22 protein-coding genes are annotated in these 21,891 nt (G+C 44.7%); 13 read left to right on the forward strand and 9 right to left on the reverse strand.

What is annotated here, in order from left to right; translation table 11 throughout:
• Window positions 1-250 precede the first annotated feature (250 nt).
• Window positions 251-622 (forward strand): diacylglycerol kinase family protein, encoded by a 372-nt coding sequence (locus F0364_RS21390; protein WP_153799858.1) that lies wholly within the window; start codon window positions 251-253, stop codon window positions 620-622.
• 111 nt (window positions 623-733) lie between these two features.
• Here F0364_RS21390 and F0364_RS21395 read toward each other — a convergent pair whose 3' ends face one another.
• Genes F0364_RS21395 through F0364_RS21405 form a run of 3 tightly spaced genes read right to left on the reverse strand, consistent with a single transcriptional unit; the run spans window position 734 to window position 2,051 of the window.
• A complete protein-coding gene (locus F0364_RS21395; RefSeq protein WP_153799859.1) occupies window positions 734-1,144 on the reverse strand; it encodes a DoxX family protein in 411 nt (136 codons plus the stop codon).
• A complete protein-coding gene (locus F0364_RS21400; protein WP_153799860.1) occupies window positions 1,144-1,587 on the reverse strand; it encodes a YHS domain-containing (seleno)protein in 444 nt (147 codons plus the stop codon). The genes F0364_RS21395 and F0364_RS21400 overlap by 1 nt, the downstream gene beginning before the upstream one ends.
• Window positions 1,584-2,051, reverse strand: coding sequence for a YHS domain-containing (seleno)protein (locus F0364_RS21405; protein ID WP_153799861.1), 468 nt, complete (start codon window positions 2,049-2,051; stop codon window positions 1,584-1,586). Before F0364_RS21405 ends, F0364_RS21400 begins: the two co-directional genes overlap by 4 nt.
• Window positions 2,052-2,261: 210 nt before the next feature.
• On the opposite strand from F0364_RS21405, the gene F0364_RS21410 reads away from it, so the two are divergent.
• Window positions 2,262-2,972 carry a response regulator transcription factor gene (locus F0364_RS21410; protein WP_153799862.1) on the forward strand — a complete coding sequence of 237 codons (711 nt, stop codon included), beginning with the start codon at window positions 2,262-2,264 and terminating at the stop codon, window positions 2,970-2,972.
• Between the two features lie 2 nt (window positions 2,973-2,974).
• Window positions 2,975-4,447, forward strand: coding sequence for a sensor histidine kinase (locus F0364_RS21415; protein ID WP_153799863.1), 1,473 nt, complete (start codon window positions 2,975-2,977; stop codon window positions 4,445-4,447).
• A 149-nt stretch (window positions 4,448-4,596) separates the two neighbouring features.
• Here the strand turns inward: F0364_RS21415 and F0364_RS21420 are convergent, their stop codons facing one another.
• From F0364_RS21420 to F0364_RS21430, 3 genes are read right to left on the reverse strand one after another with little or no spacing between them, the layout of a single operon-like run.
• The gene (locus tag F0364_RS21420; RefSeq protein ID WP_235921188.1) at window positions 4,597-6,264 is read right to left on the reverse strand and encodes a SulP family inorganic anion transporter; all 1,668 of its coding nucleotides are present in this window, start codon (window positions 6,262-6,264) and stop codon (window positions 4,597-4,599) included.
• Window positions 6,261-6,452 (reverse strand): hypothetical protein, encoded by a 192-nt coding sequence (locus F0364_RS21425; RefSeq protein ID WP_153799864.1) that lies wholly within the window; start codon window positions 6,450-6,452, stop codon window positions 6,261-6,263. The genes F0364_RS21420 and F0364_RS21425 overlap by 4 nt, the downstream gene beginning before the upstream one ends.
• Window positions 6,453-6,490: 38 nt before the next feature.
• Entirely contained in the window at window positions 6,491-7,102 is a 612-nt protein-coding gene (locus tag F0364_RS21430) for a methyltransferase domain-containing protein (protein WP_153799865.1), read from the reverse strand.
• Window positions 7,103-7,626: 524 nt separating this feature from the next.
• Here F0364_RS21430 and F0364_RS21435 point away from each other — a divergent pair.
• Window positions 7,627-8,346, forward strand: a complete 720-nt coding sequence (locus F0364_RS21435; protein WP_235921189.1) for a Crp/Fnr family transcriptional regulator — start codon at window positions 7,627-7,629, stop codon at window positions 8,344-8,346.
• A 17-nt stretch (window positions 8,347-8,363) separates the two neighbouring features.
• Here F0364_RS21435 and F0364_RS21440 read toward each other — a convergent pair whose 3' ends face one another.
• The gene (locus tag F0364_RS21440) at window positions 8,364-8,669 is read right to left on the reverse strand and encodes a hypothetical protein (protein ID WP_153799866.1); all 306 of its coding nucleotides are present in this window, start codon (window positions 8,667-8,669) and stop codon (window positions 8,364-8,366) included.
• 317 nt (window positions 8,670-8,986) lie between these two features.
• On the opposite strand from F0364_RS21440, the gene F0364_RS21445 reads away from it, so the two are divergent.
• Entirely contained in the window at window positions 8,987-9,601 is a 615-nt protein-coding gene (locus F0364_RS21445) for an HAD family hydrolase (protein WP_153799867.1), read from the forward strand.
• A 29-nt stretch (window positions 9,602-9,630) separates the two neighbouring features.
• On the opposite strand, the gene F0364_RS21450 is transcribed toward F0364_RS21445, so the two are convergent.
• A complete protein-coding gene (locus tag F0364_RS21450) occupies window positions 9,631-9,870 on the reverse strand; it encodes a hypothetical protein (protein ID WP_153799868.1) in 240 nt (79 codons plus the stop codon).
• A 462-nt stretch (window positions 9,871-10,332) separates the two neighbouring features.
• Between F0364_RS21450 and F0364_RS21455 the strand changes: the two genes are divergently transcribed.
• The 3 genes from F0364_RS21455 to infB all read left to right on the forward strand — a co-directional run bounded on the left by F0364_RS21455 (window position 10,333) and on the right by infB (window position 15,456).
• On the forward strand, window positions 10,333-10,803 hold the full coding sequence (locus F0364_RS21455) for an LSm family protein (protein ID WP_153799869.1): 471 nt from the start codon (window positions 10,333-10,335) through the stop codon (window positions 10,801-10,803).
• Between the two features lie 48 nt (window positions 10,804-10,851).
• A complete protein-coding gene (gene nusA / locus F0364_RS21460) occupies window positions 10,852-12,096 on the forward strand; it encodes a transcription termination factor NusA (RefSeq protein WP_153799870.1) in 1,245 nt (414 codons plus the stop codon).
• 192 nt (window positions 12,097-12,288) lie between these two features.
• Entirely contained in the window at window positions 12,289-15,456 is a 3,168-nt protein-coding gene (infB, locus tag F0364_RS21465) for a translation initiation factor IF-2 (protein WP_153799871.1), read from the forward strand.
• An 897-nt stretch (window positions 15,457-16,353) separates the two neighbouring features.
• Here the strand turns inward: infB and F0364_RS21470 are convergent.
• A complete protein-coding gene (locus F0364_RS21470; RefSeq protein WP_153799872.1) occupies window positions 16,354-17,898 on the reverse strand; it encodes a bifunctional metallophosphatase/5'-nucleotidase in 1,545 nt (514 codons plus the stop codon).
• Window positions 17,899-18,034: 136 nt separating this feature from the next.
• Between F0364_RS21470 and F0364_RS21475 the strand changes: the two genes are divergently transcribed.
• The 5 genes from F0364_RS21475 to F0364_RS21495 all read left to right on the forward strand — a co-directional run bounded on the left by F0364_RS21475 (window position 18,035) and on the right by F0364_RS21495 (window position 21,442).
• The gene (locus F0364_RS21475) at window positions 18,035-18,355 is read left to right on the forward strand and encodes a Dabb family protein (RefSeq protein WP_153799873.1); all 321 of its coding nucleotides are present in this window, start codon (window positions 18,035-18,037) and stop codon (window positions 18,353-18,355) included.
• 438 nt (window positions 18,356-18,793) lie between these two features.
• The gene (locus tag F0364_RS21480) at window positions 18,794-19,171 is read left to right on the forward strand and encodes a response regulator (RefSeq protein WP_153799874.1); all 378 of its coding nucleotides are present in this window, start codon (window positions 18,794-18,796) and stop codon (window positions 19,169-19,171) included.
• Window positions 19,172-19,226: 55 nt separating this feature from the next.
• Window positions 19,227-19,553 (forward strand): hypothetical protein, encoded by a 327-nt coding sequence (locus tag F0364_RS21485; protein ID WP_153799875.1) that lies wholly within the window; start codon window positions 19,227-19,229, stop codon window positions 19,551-19,553.
• A 431-nt stretch (window positions 19,554-19,984) separates the two neighbouring features.
• Window positions 19,985-20,455, forward strand: a complete 471-nt coding sequence (locus F0364_RS21490) for an Lrp/AsnC family transcriptional regulator (protein WP_153799876.1) — start codon at window positions 19,985-19,987, stop codon at window positions 20,453-20,455.
• 3 nt (window positions 20,456-20,458) lie between these two features.
• Window positions 20,459-21,442, forward strand: coding sequence for an EamA family transporter (locus tag F0364_RS21495; protein ID WP_153799877.1), 984 nt, complete (start codon window positions 20,459-20,461; stop codon window positions 21,440-21,442).
• The last annotated feature ends 449 nt before the right edge of the window (window positions 21,443-21,891 follow it).

Genomic DNA, 21,891 nt, shown 5'->3' on the forward strand with positions numbered 1-21,891 from the left:
CGGGAATTTTTGAACCGAGTAAAGGCTGGTTGGATTGGAATTATTGCAACTTTTTCATCTTATGAACGGGCGGTTCGACTTTATAGATATTTGGGTGTCAGCCATGTTTTGGTTACTTGGTGTTTATACCTTCAACGATAAATGTGAACATCAAAATATTTTTTCGAAACCTGACCCAAAAAAATTTGCCTGCATCGTCATCTACAGTTTCGTTTATTTGTCGCATGTAGTAACCTAACAGAACCAACACATGAACATTATTAAAAAACACCTGGCCAGCTATCGCTATGCAATACGTGGGATAATAATAGCGCTGTTGTATGAACATAATATGCGTTTTCATTTTGCGGCTGCCATTATGGTAATACTTGTGAATATACTGCTGAAGGTTAGCCGTACAGATTGGCTTATTACGTTGATGTTAATTGGATTGATGATGATGGCCGAAATCTTCAACACAGCTATCGAAAAACTTGCAGACCGGGTTACAAAAGAGCACGACCAATTGATAGGCGATGTAAAAGACCTTGCCGCAGGAGCGGTGCTGATTATGGGCATTTTTGCATGCATATGCGCCCTGATTATTTACCTGCCTTACCTGTGTAACAGCGTATTGGCATAGCAGCCAGCTCCGGCACCGCTTTACTCCCATCGCAAGCCACAGTTAAAGCCTCCTAGCTTCAAATCTTACGCAATTATACCAATTGCTTTTTAGTTTTCATTATCGCTGTATTTATATTGCTTTTTTAAAAGGCTTAGATATGAATTGCAACAGTTGCTTTTTGTATATCACCAACAATGCAACACAGCAAAAAAGTACTATAAGGGCGTACGCAAATAACTGGCCACCATCATCCTGTACTGCAATGCCCAGCTTAGTGAGATGAAAGCTAACCGCCCCAGCCATTAAACCGGCCCCCAACAGCGCACCCAGCGAAGTAGATGCCGGAATGAGAATGAGGACTGAGGCCAGCAGCTCAAGCACGCCGGTTGCTATACGCCCCCAGGGCTCCATGCCTAACTCTGAAAAAATATAAACTGATTCCGGTGCTGCCGAGAACTTAAAAAATAGCGTTTGCAGCATTATAACGGCAGCCACTAACCGCAGTATCCAGCGGCCAATATTCTTTTGTTGTTGTGTCATCACTGTTTGTCTTTAATCAAAGGCCACTGCGCATTGGCTTTTTCAATCAACTCCTGTTGATTTTTTGTCCAGCGCTCTTTAACCTTTGTGTTATAGTTGAAATAAAGTTTGTCATCTACAATAGTCCATGTATCTGTTTCCGTGGGCGCCTTATGCCCTTCAGAAGTTCCGTAAGCACAATATCCTCCATACTGAGGGGCATATCGCCCGGGGTTAGCTTTAAACGAATCAAGGTTAGCGGCAGAAGAAAAAAACCATGTCGCGTTTTTCCAGGTGTAGGCAAGGCTGTCTATTCCTTTCACCGGTTTCTGTTCTTTATAAAATGCTACGGGGTCGTACCCTCTGATGGCTTTTCCATCCGGGGCAAATATTTCATTGGTCTGTGCTTTTGCAATACCGGCAAATAGTATCAAGGTAAAGCAGGAAAGGATGATTTTTTTCATGGTATGATTTTTTTCCAGTTAATATCTGCATTTGTTTTAAGACGTGCTTCGTCTTTGTTCCAGGCTTTTAAAGTATTATTGAAAAATTTGTTATAGAACAGGTATAGTTTACCATTAATAATCTTGAACGTTTCCGGATCCACTTCAACTTTTTCACCTTTGGCACCCATGGCATAGGCGCACCAGCCGCCATATTGCGGTTCATATTTTTCCGGCGTTGCATTGAAAATCTTTTGATTTTCTACAGATGCAAACCGGTACAACAAACCGTTATAACTGGCGGTTATTTTTTCGTTGCCTTCTTTTGCTTTACCAGTGAAATAAGCCACGGGGTCATAACCCTGTATGGCTAATCCGGACTTTTCGATGTTAAATTCTTTTTTACGGATAGCTGCCGTTGTTTGGGCGGTAAGACTGCCGGCTATTAAGTTCAACAGTGCTGTAATGATGATGAAATGCTTCATTGAATGGTTACTTTAATGATATTGTTGATTGCAGGTAATGTGGTAAAACTATCAGGGTTTGGAAATTCCCGGAAAAAGAAGTTTCATGGTTTTGTTTTTTGATAATGCAAAATAAGCCAACCGGTATCCCAAAGCCGTCTCAGAAAGATAACAAAAGTATCACAGCCCTGTTTTATCTGTTTTTATTCTTCAATTTTGCTTAACCACACTATGGACAATAAAAGAGTTTTGATAGCAGAAGATGATCCCAACATCATAGAGTTGCTTACGATACACCTCCGTGACCTGGGTTGTTATGTACTTGCAGAAAGCAACGGGCAGAAAGCATTGGAACTTGCCAGGAATTCCCTGTTCGACCTAATCATACTTGACCTGATGTTACCGGGCCTCAGCGGCATGGAGATATGCCGCAAAATAAGACAGGCTGACCATCACACACCCATCATGATGCTGACGGCGCTTTCCGAAGAAATTGATAAGGTAATGGGGCTTGAAACCGGTGCGGATGATTATCTCACCAAACCCTTCAGCGTACGGGAATTTATTGCCAGGGTAAAAGTCATCTTCAGAAGGTCTGAAACCAGCCCCGAAACAAACGAACAACAAACCAATCGCTCCCTGATTAAATGCAGCGGGCTGGAAATTGATATTGACAAAAGAAAGGTAATGCTTAATAACAACCGTATTGACCTGTCTCCAAAAGAGTTTGAGCTTATTACACTGCTTGCTTCCAACCCCGGGAAAAGCTATAGCAGGAAGCGTTTGCTGAACCTGGTATGGGGTTATGATTTTGAGGGATATGAGCACACGGTAAACAGCCACATCAACCGCCTGCGGGCCAAGATTGAACAGGATGTGGCGCACCCGAAATTTATCTTAACCACCTGGGGCATCGGCTACAGGTTTAATGAAGAACTATAGGCATGTCAGTAAGAACCATTAGAGGAAACCTGCTTTTCTGGAAGATAACCGCTGTCTTCAGCGGCCTGCTGATTGTGCTGGGGATCGTTTTTGTTTTGATTGCATCAAAATTTTCGAATACTTATTATACAGCCGCCCACCAGGAATTATTTGGTGATATTGCCAGTCACCTTGCCACTTATACGCAACCTTTTAAAAACGGCAAACCGGATACTTCGGTAACGCATGATATCATCCATTCAACAATGGTAGCCAACCCAAGCGTGGAAGTTTATTTGCTTGATACCGCGGGCAATATTCTTGATTATGTAGTTCCTGATACAACGGTGCAAATGCATCGTGTTGATATTAGTAAGGTAAAGCTGTGGTTAAGCACAGATGATATGAGCCGGCCTATGGGCGATAACCCAAAGCAACCGGGAGAATTGAGTATTTTTTCCGTGGCGCCGGTATATGAGCGGCAACAGTTGACCGGTTATGTATATGCCGTGCTTGCCAGTGAAAAGCAACAGGAGATACTAAGGGCACTGGACAGCCACCTGTTTGTTAAGCTTAGCAGTTATATGTTTTTCGCAGCGCTGCTCGTGGCATTTATTGTGGGTATAGTTACTTTCTTTTTGATAACGGATAGCATCTGCCATATTGCCGGCGTAGTAACGCGTTTTAAAGAAGGGGACCATGCTGCCCGCATAGAAGGCTTTGGCAAGGGGAATCTGGGCGTACTTACTTCCACCTTTAATGAAATGGCCGACGTAATTGTAGATAATATAGAGAAGATATCGGCTACGGATAAATTCAGGCAGGAGTTAATTGCTAACATTTCGCATGACCTGCGTACCCCACTGTCCATTATGCAGGGCTACATTGAAACCCTGATGATGAAAAAAGAAAATCTTACCCGGGAAGAAAGGGACCGGTACCTTTCGGTGGTTTTTGACAGTAACAAAAAACTGTCGTTGCTCGTGGAACAACTTTTTCAGTATGCCAAACTTGAAGCCAATCTTATTATACCACAAAAAGAAGTGTTTTTACTTGAAGAGCTGGCTTCGGATATTATTGCAGCTTACCAGTTGAAGGCACAGGAAAAGAATATTCGTCTTTCGATAGAAAAGCCGTCAGGGCTATCTCCCGTATTCGCAGATATTGCGCTTACGGAAAGGGTGCTGCAAAATCTGCTGGACAATGCTTTCAAATTCACGCCCGGTGGCGGCGCCATTACGATACAGCTTTCTGCAATGCCCGGGGGTGTTAAAGTAGAAATCGCAGATACAGGTATTGGGATACCGGCTGAAGAACAATCTTTTGTATTTGAGCGCTACAAGCAACTGGACAGAGAAGCTTCACCCAAAAAAGGCATGGGCATTGGCCTTGCCATCGTGAAGAAAATACTGGAACTGCACCATGCACATATTAGTGTAACGAGTGAAATGGGAAAGGGTACCAGTTTTTGGTTTGAATTGCCGATAGCCAGCTAAAAAATGGGTTATTGTAAAAGTAAAACCGGTTTATAATCCTACAACATTCCATAAACTTTGAGCTATACTTTTTTGCAGCAATTTATCCTTGAGTGGTGCGTTGAATAAATGATCGCTTAAGCATGGGAAAAATATTCGTCCGCCCATTGTCAGCTTGCATCTTTCAGTACCTCACTGCATCTTTTAAGGGCAGCTTCAAAGCTGCTGGTTACATTGGCCTTTCCAATAGCGAATAAAAGCCGGGCCTCCCCCAGCGCCTGCCGTACCTGTTTACTGCCAACATCCGCCAATATAAGTTTAGTACCCTGACGCCTGGTTTCCTTGTGAACTTCGGCAATGGTTTTGATACCTGTAGCATCAATAATAGGCACCTGCCTCATTCGGATGATCAGCACTTTCGGCGGCTTCTCTATCAGCCTGATGGCGTCCTTAAATTTATAAACAGCGCCAAAAAAAAGTGGGCCGGTAATCTCAAAGACTTCCACTTCTGCGGGTATCCTGTAATTAGCTATGGTTTCCTTATCAGAAAGGTCATTTTTTTCATCGTTGGGCCCGGTGCTGATTAAGCTTACATCACTTATCTGTATCATCTTGCGCATAAAAAGAAAGGCTGCCAGTACCATCCCGATCTCAATAGCCACAATCAGGTCTACGAATACGGTGAGTAAAAAACTTGCCAGCAAAACAGCCCTGTCGCTTTTCGGCCCTTTGAACACGGCAATAAAATGCTCCCATTCACTCATATTGTACGCAACTGCCACTAACACACCTGCCAGTGTTGCCATGGGGATCAATGCAGCCCATTTTCCAAAAAACAGCATGATGAGCAAAAGGGTAAGCGCATGTATCATGCCGGCTACCGGTGTACGGCCTCCATTCTTAACATTGGCTGCCGTTCTTGCTATAGCACCGGTTGCCGGAATTCCCCCAAAAACGGAAGAACATATATTGGCAACTCCCTGCGCTATCAGCTCTGTATTAGACCTGTGGTTGCCGCCTGTCATACCATCGGCTACCACGGCAGACAATAGGGATTCAATGCCGCCCAATAGCGCGATGGCAAATGCAGGCTGTATCAAACTCTTTAAAGTGCTAAGATCAAGTGCCGGTATGCCGGGGGCCGGCAAAGAAAACGGAATGTCGCCAAAACGGCTCCCGATTGTGTCAACAGGTAAATGGAGAAAGTGTACGGCTGCGGCTGTAACAATTATCGCCATAAGCGAGCCCGGCACTTTGTGTGTCAGTTTAGGCCAAAATAAAATTATTCCTGCGGTGGCAATGGCAACAAATAAGGCATACTTATTAACCGAATGAACATGGGTGGCATAGCTTTTCCATTTATCTACAAAATCCGCCGGTACAGCCCCCATTTCCAATCCAAGCAAATCTTTTACCTGGGAAGAAAAAATGATCAGCGCAATACCACTGGTAAACCCTGTTATTAACGGATACGGAATGTATTTTATGATCGCTCCCAGTTTGGCAAAGCCCATGCCCGTAAGCATTAAACCCGCCAAAAATGTGGCAATAACGAGGCCATTTACACCATGCTGCTGCACTATCCCGTAAACGATAACAATAAAAGCGCCGGTTGGCCCGCCTATCTGCACCTTACTGCCTCCTAAAGCAGAAATTACAAAGCCGGCAATAATGGCCGTGTACACACCTTTTTCAGGAGATACGCCAGATGCAATAGCAAAAGCGATAGCCAGCGGCAAGGCTATGATGCCAACAATAATCCCCGACAGTATATCCTGTACAAACTGGGGTCTGCGGTACCCCCTCAGCGTATCTACAAGTTTCGGTTTGAATATCAACTGCGGTTAATTTTATATCCGGCCTTCGTTTCCAGGCCGCGTTTCATCTTGCTGAAATACATTTTTGCCGTTATGATATTGCGCCATTTCATCGTATTATCAATAACATTTGTTACAATTTCCGGCCATTCTGCGGATAAGATTTTCACTAACAGCTTATAAGCTTCCAGTTGCAGCATGGTTGGCATATTAAAAGTTTGCAGGATAAACGTTATACTGCCATTGCTCAATCGGTCTTTATCCAGAATTTTAAAAGGTTGCTCATTTCCGTTCCTACAACATGAAAATCCGGGGGTATCTCATTTTCCATACTATGAAAAGTGGCAAGCCTTGCGCCTGCGGGCAATTGGTCCAGTTGCCTGAATAAATAGCGGCTGTAGTAGTTATAGAGTTCTCCGGAGTAAGCAATACTGTCATCAATTCTTGCCGTGGTTTCCAGGTTTTCGTGAAAGGAGTTGTAAAAGTAAAAGTGGTCATAGTCCCTCAAATCCAGTTGGGTAAAGTTCCCATGTAAAAAAGAAACATTTTCAAAACCCAACTCATCTCTGGCGGTTTCCGCATACCCAACTAGGTCTCTCCTTTGTTCTATGCCATAATACAGCGCATCCGGTTTAAAATAGGCTGCTCCCAAACAAAACTTGCCAATGCCGCATCCGATATCCAGTATCCTCGCTCCGGGTTCTGCAGCCAGGAACCTGCTTGCTTTTTGTACAACTGTCAGCGGTGTCCAGTGCCTGCGGGCAAGCGCCTGCATCGGCGCAGGGTAAAGCTGGTGAAACTGGTAATCCGACTGAAACCATGTATCTACATTATGCGGAGCAAAACTGGGTCGCTGCATACTTTACCTTAGCATTTTCTTTTTTGAACTAATTTGTACTGTTTCGCCGCTGCAATATTTTTTAGGGGGTGTCCCTCGTACCTCGGGCCGGGCTTTTCGCTATTACTCCGGCACAAAAGCCCTGCTGCGAAGGCCTCACCGGGGTAACCGCTTCAATCCCTCACCCGAAAGTGCAGCACGCTACTGCTTTTGCGGGCAGGTTTTATACAAGTAAATGAGAATGTAATAACCATTCGTATAAAAGATCGCCATTAAATCACCTTGCTTTTACAGGCCGCCGTTTTTAGAAAATATTACTTGCTTAACCAGTTTTATACCCGCCAATCTAAGCGGGCATACACAAGCATAGGCAATGGTTCCTTTAAAGTCAATCCATCATGTGAGGCCTATAAAACAAATCTTTTCTAACTGCCCCCCGGTCATCATGCTGCAAAGCTATCACTGGTATTTACAGCCTGCGGTAAACCTTATCACCTTTAAAAGTGATATTTTTCAATTTTTTATTGCTGCCCAACTAAGTAGCTTTGAGCAGCATCATGAGTATCAATGGTCTTTTTCCAATTGACAAATGGGATTTTAAATCTGCCTCTGTCCTTGCCGGGTTGCCGCCGGGGGATTTGGCACTGCTGATGGCTGACCGGCAGGAACAACTTTACAAAAAGGGAGAAACAGTTTTCAGGGAAGGGACATATCCTGCAGGGATTTTTTTCATTGTCCGCGGAAAAATTAAAAAATTCAAGATAGATGAACAGAGCAGGGAGCAGATTATTTATGTGGCGAATACGGGCGAACTGATCGGCTACCACGCAGTACTGTCCGAAGGGCGATACCCGGATTCGGCTGCCGCACTGGAAGATTCCATCATTGCGTTTATAGCCCGGCAAAATTTTACAGAGGCGCTTCATCAATCTGTTGTCCTCAACCAGCGGCTCTTAAAAACCCTTGCTCATGAATTTGCTGTGCTGGCTAACAGCCTCTCGTTGTTTTCGCAGAAATCAGTGAGGGAAAGGCTGGCTCTTCAACTGATTGTTATCAGGGAAAAATACAAGGAAAGTTTTCAGCCGGGAATGCTGGTGGAGATCAACCTTTCAAGGGAAGACCTGGCCAGCCTGGTAGGAACAGCCCGCGAAAATGTTGTCCGCATTCTTTCTGAGTTCAGGCAGCAAGGCATTGTAGAAACCAAAGGCAGGAAAATTATGGTTAAGGATGTAGCCAGGCTTATCGCTATTGCAAATTATAGATAAATGGCGATCCTCCCTGTTTATTTTTCATTGCGGCATTCCCAGGAAACAATATCGTTATCCATGCGGATATGGACAATGTACAGCCGCGAGATTTTAATTTGACGCTTTTTGAGTACTGCCGACTTAACACCAACTATTCCCCCTTCGGCAAACAGGCTGGTCAGAATCTGCACTTCAGGCAAGTCAATATTAATAAACTCGAATTTCAGATAATGATGACCGGATTTATCGCACTCACATGTGGTAAGCGTACGAAAACTGAACTCTTTTTCGATCAGTAATTTATCCGGCTCCCTTGATATGACTGTCTGTGCTGGGTTCATGTTACAATTAAATGCTGGCCCTTTGCAATCGCAAAGGCCTGCATACCGCAAACTTTTACTTTGCCAAAGCTAAACAGGATACATCCTGAAAAAGTTGATAAAAATCACTTTGGCATACTGTGGTTTCGCCGGAATGGCGGCCCGGTTGTGTCACTTGTACCCGGCAACTTTCCTTAACAACAAATGCAGCACCCGGAAGCATTACAGGTATACTTTGCCCGCTGTTCACCATACTCAACAGGCTTCACAGTTATATACCTGTCACCGGTAGCCTGGGCCGCCTGTAGTTAGTGACAAAATTCTTTTAGATTTGCGCCATGCAACCAATCAAAAATATCATATTCGACTTGGGGGGAATTTTTTTGAACATAGATTACCCCAAAACAGAAAAGGCGTTTATAGATATGGGGGTTACCCATTTCCCCACGCTTTACACGCAACACCATGCTTCAGATATTTTTGAACTGCTGGAAACCGGTAAAATTACACCCGGGGAATTTTATGAAGGTTTTAGGGAGGCATCGGGCGTTACCCTTACCGATGAACAGATCCACAGTGCCTGGAATGCCATGCTGCTTGATTTTCCTGTAGAAAGAATTGAGTGGCTGGAAGGCATAAAAGACAAATACAAAGTTTTCCTTTTCTCCAATACCAACAGGATCCATTATGATGTATTCCGCGAAATTTACCGTAAAGACACCGGCCGGCAGGACTTTGACAGTAATTTCATCAAAGCGTATTATTCCCACGACCTGGGCCTGAGAAAGCCTTATCCTGAATCATTCCGGAAAATTCTTGAAGAACAGGGGCTGCTGGCGGGAGAAACACTGTTTATAGACGATACTGTTTCCAACATTGAAGGAGCAAAAAAGGCAGGTTTGCAAACCATTCACCTGGTACCCCCATCTTCTGTATTGCAACTTGATTTATAATCCGGCTAAAAGCGGTCGAAAAAAACAGCTTATTTCACTTCTTCATACTCAATGTATTCGCCATCGGTAGTGGTAGTAGAAGATTTGCCGGGGGGCTCTGGTGACTGAGCGTTATTTCTCTGGCTGCGCATCTGCTGTTCCTGGGCTTCCTGCATTTCGCGAATTTTACTTTTTACCTGGGAGGTTGCTTTTGAAACCGGCAAAATAAAATCGAAAATGAGCTTGTACAGCATGTAAAACAGGAATATGTAAAGCAATATTTTCAACATGTTGTAAAGTTAACGGCGTTGTATTAATGAAATGCTCATAAAATGTTAAACGGCTGTTCAAAATATACCCGCATGGCCAGGGATATGCAGGCTGCCGCGTGAGGGATTGAAGCGGCTACCCCGCTGAAGGCGTTGTGCGTTTGCCATTTGTGGCGGAGTAGTAGCGGAAAGCCCGGCCCTTTGGGCACGCCCGAAATTTCTTTCCGGATTTTGTATTTGTATCCTGTATGTTACCGCATTACAGATGCTATTTTAAAATTTGGAAGCTATTGATTAATTATGCTACATTTGCGCCAGAAAAGAAGATACAAAAGAAGGGAACGAAGCCGTTCCCTTCTCTTTTTCCCGAAATTCTCCAGCAGCCATTCAGGATAAATACCGCCGTCTTTTTTCTGAGGTTTATTGGAACACCAGTGGGATTGCAGCCTTCTTGATATTGAAAATTTTTTACGGAATTTTACTATGGCGCCAGATACCCAAATACAGGTAATTGAGCAGATGGTGGACGAGATGTTGTCTTCCGAGCCTGAGTACTTCAGGATTAATGTGAGGATAAAGCCCACCAACAACGTTAAAGTATTTATTGATGGAGACAAAGGATTAGCTATTGATAAATGTGTGCAGTTTAACCGTAAACTGTATAAATTGATTGAAGAAGCGGCTATGTACCCGGAAGGTGAGTTTTCGCTTGAAGTTTCATCCCCCGGGGTTGGTGAGCCTCTTAAAAACCACCGCCAATATGCCAAAAACCAGGGCAGGCAGGTGGAAATCACGTTTAACGATGACAGCAAAAAAACAGGCAAACTTGTACAGGTGGCAGAAGAAGATATTCTTATAGAAGAAACAACGGGCAAAGGCAAAAAGGCTGTTACACAACAAATTGTAATACCATTCAGTAACATAAAAACAACAACAATTCAAATTCAATTTTAAATTGTGTACGTGTTGGGTACTTTGTACTTCGTACTTAAATTTTAACGTATGGCAAGTATTAACTTAATTGAGGCATTCCAGGAGTTTAAAGATGCTGAAAACATTGACCGCCCTACCATGATGAAAGTGGTGGAAGACGTGTTTAAAACATTGCTCCGCAAAAAATTTGGCAGCGATGAGAACTTTGACGTGATTGTAAACGCCGAAAAAGGAGACCTGGAAATTATACGCAGACGTATGATTGTGGAAGACGGTGAAGTAATGGACCCGCTGGCGGAAGTTGAATACACCAACGCTGTTAAAATTGAACCCGACTTTGAGGTGGGTGAAGAATTGTATGAAGAAGTAAACATTTTTGATTTTGGCCGCAGGGCCATACTGGCTGCCAAGCAAACATTGGCAAGCCGTATAAGCGACCTTAAGAAAAATGTACTGGTAAAAAAATACAGCGACCGTATTGGTGAAATTATAAGCGCAGAAGTTTACCAGGTTTGGAAAAAGGAAGTGTTATTGCTGGATGAAGATGGCAGCGAACTTATTTTGCCTAAAAGCGAACAAATTCCCCAGGACTATTTTAAGAAAGGCGAAAACATTCGTGCAGTGGTAAAAAAGGTGGACATGAAAAATAACACACCTGTTATTATACTGTCCCGCACCAGCCCTGACTTTTTAGCCAAGTTGCTTGAAATTGAAGTACCCGAAATATTCGACGGCCTTATCAGCATCCGCAAAATTGTAAGGGAACCCGGCGAAAGGGCAAAAGTTGCAGTGGAAAGTTTTGATGACAGGATTGACCCTGTGGGCGCCTGTGTGGGTATGAAAGGCAGCCGCATACATGGTATTGTACGCGAATTGAAAAATGAAAATATTGACGTAATTAACTTTACCGCCAATACACAACTGTTAATACAACGCTCCTTAACGCCAGCCAAAATAAGCTATATGGAGCTGGATAACGAAGCCAGGCATGCTGAAGTTTTCCTGAAAGCCGACCAGGTTTCGCTGGCCATTGGGCGCCGCGGCGTTAACATTAAACTGGCCTGTGAATTAACAGGGTACGAAATTGATGTTTTCCGTGAAAATGAAGGGGAAGAGGAATTTGATGTTGACCTGGAAGAATTCAGCGATGAAATTGAACCATGGGTAATTGATGAATTAAAACGTATTGGTTGCGATACTGCCCGCAGTGTTTTACAACTTACTGTTGAAGAACTGGAAAGGAGAACCGACCTGGAAAAAGAAACCATCCAGGAACTCAGGAGAATTCTTAAAGAAGAATTTGAAAGAGGGTAGCAATTAACTGCAACAGTTGTACAGGGTAAGCTAAAAAACTGAGGTTTATTAGGGGGAGAAAGGTTACACAATACCGGGCAGCGGTATTAACCGCTAATTTTCCGGAAATAGAGTAGTAGTATTGCATCCGGGTTGAATAAAATAAAACCGGCAGGTTTGAAATACAGCAGCCTGCGGTATAAAAAAAACTGAATGTCAGAAATTAAATTACCAAGATTATTAGCGGCAGCCAAGGAGTTCAATATTGGCCAGGATACCCTGGTTGAATTCCTGGCTGGCAAAGGGTTTAACCGTGATGATTTGAAACCATCCGCAAAGCTTACGGTAGAAATGTACCGTTCGCTGCAGCAAGGTTTTCAAAACGATAAGGTGGCCAAAAACAAAGCTGACCTGATTGAGATACCCAAAGGTACCCAGGGCGAAGCGAGAAAAAGACGGGAAGAAGAAGAGATTGTTTTCAGGAAGGAAGAGAAAAAACCGGTTATTAAAGAGGAGCCCAGGCAGGATGCTGCTGTTGAAGAAAAACCTGCGGAAATTGTACCTCCCATTACTGCTGCCGCCCCACCGGAACCAGAGCAGGCCAAAGCTGCGGAACCGGAGGTTAAAGCTCCGGCAGCCGAAGCTATTGTGCGTATTGATGCACCTGAGCTGGAAGGGCCAAAGATTATTGACAAAATAGACCTTTCTGCCATAGACTCATCTACCAGGCCGAGGAAAACGATACAAAAAGCCGGCGTTACGGAAGAACCTGAAACAAAGCAGCCATCAATAGCGGAAGAAAAAGAGCCCGACGTGCCTGCTGCACCTGTTGTAAAGGAAAGAGAAGAAGCCAGGGAAGTAGAACAACCTGTAGTGGCTGACCAGCCGGAAACTACACCGGTAAGTGAGCAGGAAGAATCCGGCGAAACAGCAGCGCCTGTAATTGAAAATATTAAAGCCAGCAAAATAGAAGGCCCAAAAATTTTAGGCAAAATAGAACTGCCTGTTGACAGCGATACCCGCCCCAAACCAACAGTCTTACGCACCGGTGGAGGCGGCGGCGGACAGCAGGCCAACGACGAAAAACGCAAACGCAAACGTATACCTGTTGAAAAGAAGGCAGGCGATACACAGGGTGGCGGCCAGTTTAACCAGCGCCATGGCGGCGGCGACTTTAACCGTGGTGGCGGCCAGCAAGGCGGCTTTAACCGTGGCCCGGGTGGACCCGGTGGCGGTGGCCAGCAAGGCGGTGGTTTTAACCGCGGCGGCGGTCAACAGGGTGGTGGCCAGCAAGGCGGCTTTAACCGTGGCCCCGGTGGTCATGGTGGCCAACAAGGCGGTGGCGGTTTTAACCGTGGAGGTGGCGGCGGCCAGCAAGGCGGCCGTGGTGGCCAGCAAGGTGGCAGAGGCCCAGGAGGCCCCAACCGTGGTGGCAGGGATATTCGCCCCATACACCAGGACAGAGAGATTGACCAGAAAGAAATACAGGAAAAAATACGTGAAACACAGGCCAAACTGGCTGGTACCGGTGGCCGTGGCAAGAGCCTGAAAGCCAAATACCGCAGGGAAAAACGGCAGGAAATGGCCGATTCCATGCATGATGTAGGTGATGATAACAAGCTGCAGGTAACGGAATTTGTTACCGTTAGCGAGCTGGCCAACCTGATGGATGTAACATTCGCTGATGTTATCAGCAAGTGTATGAGCCTGGGTATAATGGTATCTATCAACCAGCGCCTTGATGCGGAAGTAATTGAACTGGTAGCGGGTGAATTTGGTTACGAAGTTGAGTTTATTGGGATAGATGATGTGGAAGAAGAAGATGAAGAAATTGTGGACGAGGAAGAAGAATTGCAGCCACGTGCGCCAATTGTAACTATCATGGGCCACGTTGACCACGGTAAAACATCGTTGCTCGATTATATACGCAGTGCAAGTGTGGTGGCAGGCGAGGCCGGTGGCATTACCCAGCACATTGGCGCCTACGAGGTTACCTTACCTAACGGAAAACACATCACTTTTCTTGATACGCCGGGCCACGAAGCGTTTACTGCCATGCGTGCCCGTGGTGCCAAGGTTACAGATATCGCTGTAATTGTAATTGCCGCGGACGATGCGGTAATGCCCCAAACAAAAGAAGCTATCAGCCACGCACAGGCTGCCGGTGTTCCCATGATTTTCGCCATTAACAAAATAGACAAGGACGGCGCCAACCCAACCAAAATTTACGAGCAGCTTTCTCAAATGAACCTGCTGGTGGAAGAATGGGGCGGCAAATACCAAAGCCAGGAGCTTTCTGCCAAAAAAGGCCTGAATGTTGACCTGCTGCTGGAAAAGATACTTCTTGAAGCGGAACTGCTTGATTTAAAGGCTAACCCGGAAAGAGAAGCCAACGGAACCATCATAGAGGCATCGCTGGATAAAGGGCGTGGCTATGTTGCAACGGTACTAGTTCAAAACGGCACGCTGAAACAAGGCGACCTGATGGTGAGCGGCCAGCATTTTGGACGCATCAAGGCTTTGTTTAACGAGCGTAACCAGCGTGTTGAAAAAGCGCCTCCATCTACCCCGGTGGTAATATTAGGTCTTAACGGAGCCCCGCAGGCCGGTGAAAAATTCCGTGTGTACGAGGATGAAGCCGAAGCCAAAGAAGTAGCTACCAAACGTGCACAGTTACTGCGTGAGCAGGGGCTGCGTGCAAGAAAACATATTACGCTTGACGAAATTGGACGACGCCTGGCATTGGGCAACTTTAAGGAACTCAACGTTATCATTAAAGGCGACGTGGACGGTTCTGTAGAAGCCCTGAGCGATTCTCTGCAAAAACTGTCTACCGAAGAAATAGCTGTAAGGGTTATTTTGAAAGGTGTGGGCCAGATTTCGGAGAGCGATGTGGTACTGGCAACCGCTTCTGATGCCATCATCGTGGGCTTTAACGTCCGCCCGTCATCACAGGCCAACAAACTGGCTGAAAACGAAGGCGTACAGATTAAAATGTACTCCATCATTTACAACGCTATTGAAGAAATCAAGAGCGCCATGGAAGGCATGCTTGAACCTAAGGTGGAAGAAAAAGAAGTGGCTACAGTTGAAATACGCGACGTGTTTAAATTTGACAAAGCCACCGTGGCAGGCTGTTATGTTACCGAAGGCAAAATTAAACGCGACAGCAAAATACGCCTGTTCCGCGATGGCATTCTTACCTACCCCAGGCAGGAAGGCGCCTTTGCTGAACTGGGCAGCCTGAAGCGTTTTAAAGATGATGTGAAAGAAGTTGCTGCCGGTTACGAATGCGGCTTAACTCTTAAAAATTTCGCCGATATTTCTGTTGGCGATACATTAGTAGCATACGAGCAGGAAGAAGTGAAAAGAACGCTCTAAACAGTTTTAACAGTTAAACTATAAAGCACAAAACGCCGGTAAATACCGGCGTTTTGTGCTTTAGGTATTACACGTTTTGTTTTTTTTGAGCCTGGCTGCATCACTTTATGGAGACTTCGTTGCGTCGCAATACTTTCATCGTCCGGTTTTTCATGGCATCTTTTCAGACCCGGGTAGAAATATCGAACAAGGAACAAGGAACGTTAAATGATGAAGGCGAAACGGAATGCAACCCACTCACTACCTAATATCGAACAAGGAACAAGGAATATTGAATGATGAGGGCGAAGCGGAATGCAACCCACTCACTACTTAATATCGAACAAGGAACAAAGAATATTGAATGATGAGGGTGAAGCGGGATGCAACCCACTCACTATTCACCACTCACCACTCACGATATCAATATCGAACAAGGAACAAGGAATATTGAACGAACGAAACGCCCCCACTCACGATTCACCATTCACCACTCACGAAATTAATATCGAACAAGGAACAAGGAACAAAGAATATTGAATGATGAAGCGGAATGCAACCCACTCACTATTCACCACTCACCACTCACTACTTAATATCGAACAAGGAGCAAGGAATATTGAACGAACGAAATGCCCCCACTCACGATTCACCATTCACCACTCACGAAATTAATATCGAACAAGGAGCAAGGAATATTGAATGATGAAGTAAAAACCAACTTGCGATTCACGATTAACGCACATTTACTTGCGGGATAAATGACGAATCGTAGGTATATCCGCCTTCGGGTGAGGGATTGAAGCGGTTACCCCGGTGAAGGTTTGTGCGCCGGCCCTGTGCCGGAGTATGAGCGGAAAGCCCGGCCCGAGGTACGAGGGACACCCCCAAACTAAAATCCTAAAAAGCCGCAGGCTTTTACATTTTTTCAAGATAGCGTATCAGTGCCAGCCGTATATCGCTTTTAGAATTTTCGGGAGAAGTTTGCGGGTTGTACAACCGATGAATATCGTAGTTTTTTTCATTCAAAAAATCAAGGTTAACCTCTTTACCGGAAACAAGGAAATCCGTAAGCGCCACTTTGTAAATTTTTTCAGGCTCCACAGGTTGGTTATGTATGTACCATTTGCCATCTCCATCTTTGCGGGTTACAAAAGATGAATACTGCAAAAAGCCACCCAGCCCTTTATTTTTAACGCCGGCATCCAGCGTTTTAATTAAAAGCCTGCCGGTCATATCGGCCTCTCTTATAGCTCCGCCGTAGGGCAAGGTGCGCAGGATATCGTATTGGGTTACAGGCGGGTGCAACTCGTCATCAAGCCTTAGAGAGCCTGCATTAAAAATTACCAGGTTGGCATCGGGGCAGGCATAGGCCATGGCTTTAACTATAAGCTGCGTTAAGGCAGTGGGCTGGCGGCGTATAACAGATTCCCTGGCATCAAGGGCCTGGCCCGCAGGCATCACCACTTTTGCTGCATTAAACCCGGATTCCCTGAAGCTGGAGTCTGCAATGGCCCCCCATTTTTTAACTACCCCACTTGTAACACTATCCAACACAACAGAATCGTTCAGGTTTTTAAGAACAGGCACTACCTGCATTGCCCTGGTGCGGGTATCAATAGACAACTTAACCACAAAGGCGGACTTTGCATTGGCATGCGCTTTTGTAATGTAAATGTTGCCTTGTTTTTCAAACCTCATGTCATGTTCGTGGCCACCCAATATTACCGCAAGCCCCGGCACCTGTGCAGCCAACTTCATATCGTCTTCTATTAACTGGTGGGTAATGGCAACAACCGCGTTGCAGGAATCCTTAATTTGGTTATACACGGTAAGCGCAGTAGCAAATGGGTCTTTATAGGTTACATACCTGGCTTTATTAAATGGAATATTGATGCCGATGAAACCTACTTTGGCTGTTGTTCCATCATTGTCGGTAAAAGTTTTTATGATGTACTGGGGTAATGGTTCAGTAATTCCGCTAACAGTTTTCGTAAATGGTATTACTCTATCGTTAAGGTTATGGAAGGAATTGCTGGACACCCACCGGAAAGCCGACTCGTTTATTCTTTGCTGCAGTTCCTGCTCGCTGATATCGAATTCATGGTTTCCAAAAGCTGCTATATCAATACCAGCGGCATTCATGGCTTCAATCATTTGCCTGCCCCTGATAGGCTGCCCCTGGTACTTAAGGCCATTGTAAACGGACGGGCTTACAAAATCGCCGGCCATTACAAGCAAGGTATTGGGGTTTTGCGCCAGGTATTGTTTTTTTAAAGTGGCCACTCTTGCCATGCCGCCCAAACGCCCTCCTTCGAGCGGCGCTATTTCATACACATCATTTACCTGCAAAAGCACAATATCAATTTTCCCATCTTCCTTTACCGTACCGGTACGTAATACCGAGCATGATGTAAAACAAAACAACGCAGCCAGAAGTAATAAAACGTAATTTTTTTTCATGGGCCAACAAAGTTAAGGTTTAAGTTAAGCCGCAACCGCCTGGCATTTGCAGGCAAATGATAACAAATTCAGGCAGGTTGAAGTGGCAATCAACGTGCCATGTTATTGGTTATCTTAGCTAAAAACAAAATAACGTATGAGCAACAAAGGACTTTTTATTCACCACGTATATTTCTGGCTTAAAAATCCCGGCAACACACAGGATTTACAACAGTTGCTGGATGGATTACAAAAACTAAGCAAAACACCTTCTATACAATCATTTTACATTGGTAAACCCGCAAATACCAACAGGGATGTAATTGACAGTTCTTACGCCGCCTCGTGGCTATTGTTTTTTGCCAGCCCGCAAGACCAGGAAAGTTACCAGACAGATCCCATGCACCTGGATTTTATAAAGGAATGCGGCCACCTGTGGAGCAAAGTAGTTGTATATGATTCTGTTGACGCGCTATAGTTAAAACATTTCAACGCTGTTAATGCCTCTGGCCTCTGCCCCATAAAGGCGAGGCCTTTTATTTGTCAGGTAACGGCATGTACAAACTTAAAGGGGCAGTTGCCCGGTAGCCATATCGTAGGTAGTGGTTGTAGTAGAATCTCTACAGGAAGAATGAAATAAGTTGTACCCTTATTACATGAAAACCTCTATTTTTTCCGGCTTGTTCTGTTAGTTACTTTGTGTCATCAGAGTAGCTGATTATCCTGTAAAAAACCAAACTCAAAGAAGTTATCCGTACATACAAAATCCAATATCCTACAAGAGCCTGGTGAGGTGAGTTATAAACAAAGCCACCCTGCAAAAGGTGGCTTTACCAAGGCTCCGTTTTTCTTCCGTACACCCTATAAAACAATGGCAAAAATGCCAGGCTGGCAGATACCCAATTAGTCCATACCTATGCAAATATTAATATTTGGCGATGATAAGAGTACGCTCAGGTGGGTTAAAAGTCAGCTAATAAAATGCAGCCACTGTTACATTACCACTGCAGCCGGGATAGATGAGACGATGGTATTACTTAAATCACTGCATTTTGACGCTATTATTTTCGACATTAGCTTTTCAGGCATTAAAGTAAAAGAAATAATAAGAGAACTGTTGTATATACGCGGTAATATAGCATTGATTATTTTAACCGCACCGGAAACCCTGCCAGGCGCTGTAGAAGCGGTAAAAATGGGTGCTGAAACATACCTGGTTAAAGATAAAGCTGCACCGGGCTTATTAGCCGAAAGCCTCTCGGCAGTCTGCAGCAAAAAACCCAGATTTTCTTAACTGCTCCTTAATACATAAGTGAAATAATCACCAAAACCTTCTTAAACAAGCGTTTATGAAAAACCAGTCTATCCGGCAGGAGATCCTGCTGATGATCAACACAAGCTTCACCCAAAGACAATGGTGCCAGAAAAACGAAATACCCGGTAGCCGTCCTTTGTCAAAAGCGGAACAACTGGAAGATGCCTGCTGGAACGGCATGCTGTACGAAATGCTTCCGGGCCTGGTAGAAACATCCGCGGCAGGTAAAAAACTTTTCCTGTGGCAAATGAAGCAAAACAAAGAATGCCTTGAAATGGAACTTGGCGAATGCCCCGGCCAGGTTGATTATATGTTCTCTATTGACCCCCATTATTTTCTTGCAGGTAAAATCTGTAATTGACCCCTTTTTTAATCCTTTATCCTGTGCAACCGGTTTTTAATTCAGTACCCGGTATTAATCCATATCCTATGCAACTGTTACTTTAATCCCCCTGTGTAACCTGATTTTTAATCCAGCTTTATAAAAACCTGTAACACGGAAACGCCGCTGCCCATATACCATATTCTCCTCTATCCACATCCCACCTTTTTAGGCAAAAGCGTTTCCCCATTACCCGTTCACCTGTTGGGATGAATAACTTAAACGTACCCTTCCTGTTTCCACCAAAAGTTATTCATCCCAAACAGAAACGGAACCTCTGCCCCACCCTACAGCCAACTGAACCTTCCGAATACGAATTTTAGCCATTTAAACAGATTTATATTCATTATAAATAATATAATTCAGAATTTTATTCTGAATTATCTACATTTACAGAAAATTAATCGGAAATGGATATAACTCTGGATAACATTGACCTGCAAATACTGGAATTGATGCAGAACAATGCCCGCATTTCCAATGCCGACCTGGCAAGAGAATTGAACATGGCAGCCTCCGCGGTACTGGAAAGAGTAAAAAAGCTGGAACAGAAGAAAGTAATACTACGCTACAATGCAGCCATTAGCCCCCAGGCTGTAAACCAGAAGCTGCTGGCATTCATCTTTATAAAATCCCAGGAAGGTTTTACCTGCAGCACCAACACAGCCGATGCACTTTCAGCCCTGCCCGAAGTACAGGAAGTACACCATATAGCCGGCGAAGATTGTTTCCTGGTAAAAGTACGTACCGAAGATTCTGCCTCTCTGATGGCGCTGATGCGCAATTCGCTTAAGCAGATTCCGGGCATCCTTTCCACCAAAACCACCATAGTGTTAGAAACCGTAAAAGAGCAACAGCAATTAGTGATATTAAAAAAATAGATCATGCTAACCACTGAAAGAAAATCCGCTTCGCAGGCAATGGTTATCATAGCCTTTGCCACCGTTTACCTTGTTTGGGGTTCAACTTATTTTTTTATACAAAAAGCGGTAGCGCATATACCAGCGTTTATACTGGGCGCCTTACGCTTTATAACGGCAGGCATTATTCTTATGGCCTGGTGCGCCTTTAAAGGCGAAAAACTTTGGGATGTGCAAATGATAAAACATGCCGCCATCAGCAGTTTTCTGTTGCTTTTTATTGGCAACGGCGCCGTAATTTGGGCTGAGGAAACACTGCCAAGTTCGTTGGTAGCGGTATTGGTGTCCGCCGCGCCTATATGGTTTGTAGTGCTGGATAAACCCAAATGGCAAGAAAACTTCACCAGCCGCAAAACACTGTTGGGGCTGGCAGTAGGATTTGTAGGTGTAATACTGCTGTTTAAAGAAAGGGTTAGCGCAGCCTTATCCACCCCGGGCAATGCTTACCAGATAATAGGGCTGTTAGTGCTTGTTATGGGGTCTATGAGCTGGGCTGGCGGTTCCCTTTATTCCAGGTATAAATCAACCGGTTCTGCCACTGTCAACACAGCATGGCAAATGATGGCTGCCGGTATAGCTTTTATACCCAGCAGTTTTATTAGTAATGACTGGAGCGGGTTTAAATGGGAGGCCGTTACGCTGGAATCCTGGCTGTCTGTTGCCTATCTTGTCACCATGGGTTCACTGGCTGGTTACAGTGCTTATGTATGGTTGTTGCAGGTAAGGCCGGCTACACAGGTAAGCACTTACGCCTACGTAAACCCTGTAGTGGCGGTACTACTGGGCGTTTTTATTGCAGGCGAGCACATGAGCCCGTTGCAGATTGCCGGGCTGGCCGTTATACTAACCAGTGTACTGCTAATCAACATGGCCAAACACAGCAAAGAAAAACAGCAGAAAGAAGCTATACCAAGGCTTAACACCAAGGGAAAAGCAATAGCGGTATAAACAAACCCAACAATCGGTACTATCAGTTATTCAACCATTTTTTGGATACCAGCGTTTGGTATTTCAATTGAGCATCGTTGCGTCGCAATCACTTCATCGTTCGGTTCATTGGGCGGCTTTTTAGACCCGGGTATTGAATATCGAACAAGGAACAAGGAATGTTGAATGAAGAAATGGAATAAAGTACATAGCACCACTCACAAAATGAATGTTAAACAAGAGATGATTAATACAAAAAGGGGGTCTAAAAAATCAACAGGCTGGTAACCGGTAACTCGCTTTCGGGTGAGGGATTGAAGCGGTTACCCCGGTGAAGGAATCGCAGGAAGGCGCTGCGCCGGAGTAATAGCACAACCTTCGTCAAAGCAACTAAATGTTGCTTTGACGAAGGTTGCGAACGCAGTTCTGCCCGACCCCTTGCGATAGCTTGGGGGCACCCCAAAATAGCA

The sequence above is a fragment of the Foetidibacter luteolus genome (assembly GCF_009650435.1).
In the GTDB taxonomy this organism is placed as follows: domain Bacteria; phylum Bacteroidota; class Bacteroidia; order Chitinophagales; family Chitinophagaceae; genus Foetidibacter; species Foetidibacter luteolus.

Bases quoted from the DNA above. Each gene is read 5' to 3' on its own strand.
- F0364_RS21485 (WP_153799875.1), top strand. From the start codon at position 19,227: ATGAAAAACCAGTCTATCCGGCAGGAGATCCTGCTGATGATCAACACA.
- F0364_RS21470 (WP_153799872.1), bottom strand. From the start codon at position 17,898: ATGAAAAAAAATTACGTTTTATTACTTCTGGCTGCGTTGTTTTGTTTT.
- F0364_RS21425 (WP_153799864.1), bottom strand. From the start codon at position 6,452: ATGCCAACCATGCTGCAACTGGAAGCTTATAAGCTGTTAGTGAAAATC.
- F0364_RS21475 (WP_153799873.1), top strand. From the start codon at position 18,035: ATGAGCAACAAAGGACTTTTTATTCACCACGTATATTTCTGGCTTAAA.
- F0364_RS21405 (WP_153799861.1), bottom strand. From the start codon at position 2,051: ATGAAGCATTTCATCATCATTACAGCACTGTTGAACTTAATAGCCGGC.
- F0364_RS21395 (WP_153799859.1), bottom strand. From the start codon at position 1,144: ATGACACAACAACAAAAGAATATTGGCCGCTGGATACTGCGGTTAGTG.
- F0364_RS21410 (WP_153799862.1), top strand. From the start codon at position 2,262: ATGGACAATAAAAGAGTTTTGATAGCAGAAGATGATCCCAACATCATA.
- F0364_RS21490 (WP_153799876.1), top strand. From the start codon at position 19,985: ATGGATATAACTCTGGATAACATTGACCTGCAAATACTGGAATTGATG.
- F0364_RS21455 (WP_153799869.1), top strand. From the start codon at position 10,333: ATGGCGCCAGATACCCAAATACAGGTAATTGAGCAGATGGTGGACGAG.
- F0364_RS21450 (WP_153799868.1), bottom strand. From the start codon at position 9,870: ATGTTGAAAATATTGCTTTACATATTCCTGTTTTACATGCTGTACAAG.
- F0364_RS21390 (WP_153799858.1), top strand. From the start codon at position 251: ATGAACATTATTAAAAAACACCTGGCCAGCTATCGCTATGCAATACGT.
- F0364_RS21480 (WP_153799874.1), top strand. From the start codon at position 18,794: ATGCAAATATTAATATTTGGCGATGATAAGAGTACGCTCAGGTGGGTT.
- F0364_RS21445 (WP_153799867.1), top strand. From the start codon at position 8,987: ATGCAACCAATCAAAAATATCATATTCGACTTGGGGGGAATTTTTTTG.
- F0364_RS21400 (WP_153799860.1), bottom strand. From the start codon at position 1,587: ATGAAAAAAATCATCCTTTCCTGCTTTACCTTGATACTATTTGCCGGT.
- nusA (WP_153799870.1), top strand. From the start codon at position 10,852: ATGGCAAGTATTAACTTAATTGAGGCATTCCAGGAGTTTAAAGATGCT.
- F0364_RS21440 (WP_153799866.1), bottom strand. From the start codon at position 8,669: ATGAACCCAGCACAGACAGTCATATCAAGGGAGCCGGATAAATTACTG.
- F0364_RS21495 (WP_153799877.1), top strand. From the start codon at position 20,459: ATGCTAACCACTGAAAGAAAATCCGCTTCGCAGGCAATGGTTATCATA.
- F0364_RS21415 (WP_153799863.1), top strand. From the start codon at position 2,975: ATGTCAGTAAGAACCATTAGAGGAAACCTGCTTTTCTGGAAGATAACC.
- F0364_RS21430 (WP_153799865.1), bottom strand. From the start codon at position 7,102: ATGCAGCGACCCAGTTTTGCTCCGCATAATGTAGATACATGGTTTCAG.
- infB (WP_153799871.1), top strand. From the start codon at position 12,289: ATGTCAGAAATTAAATTACCAAGATTATTAGCGGCAGCCAAGGAGTTC.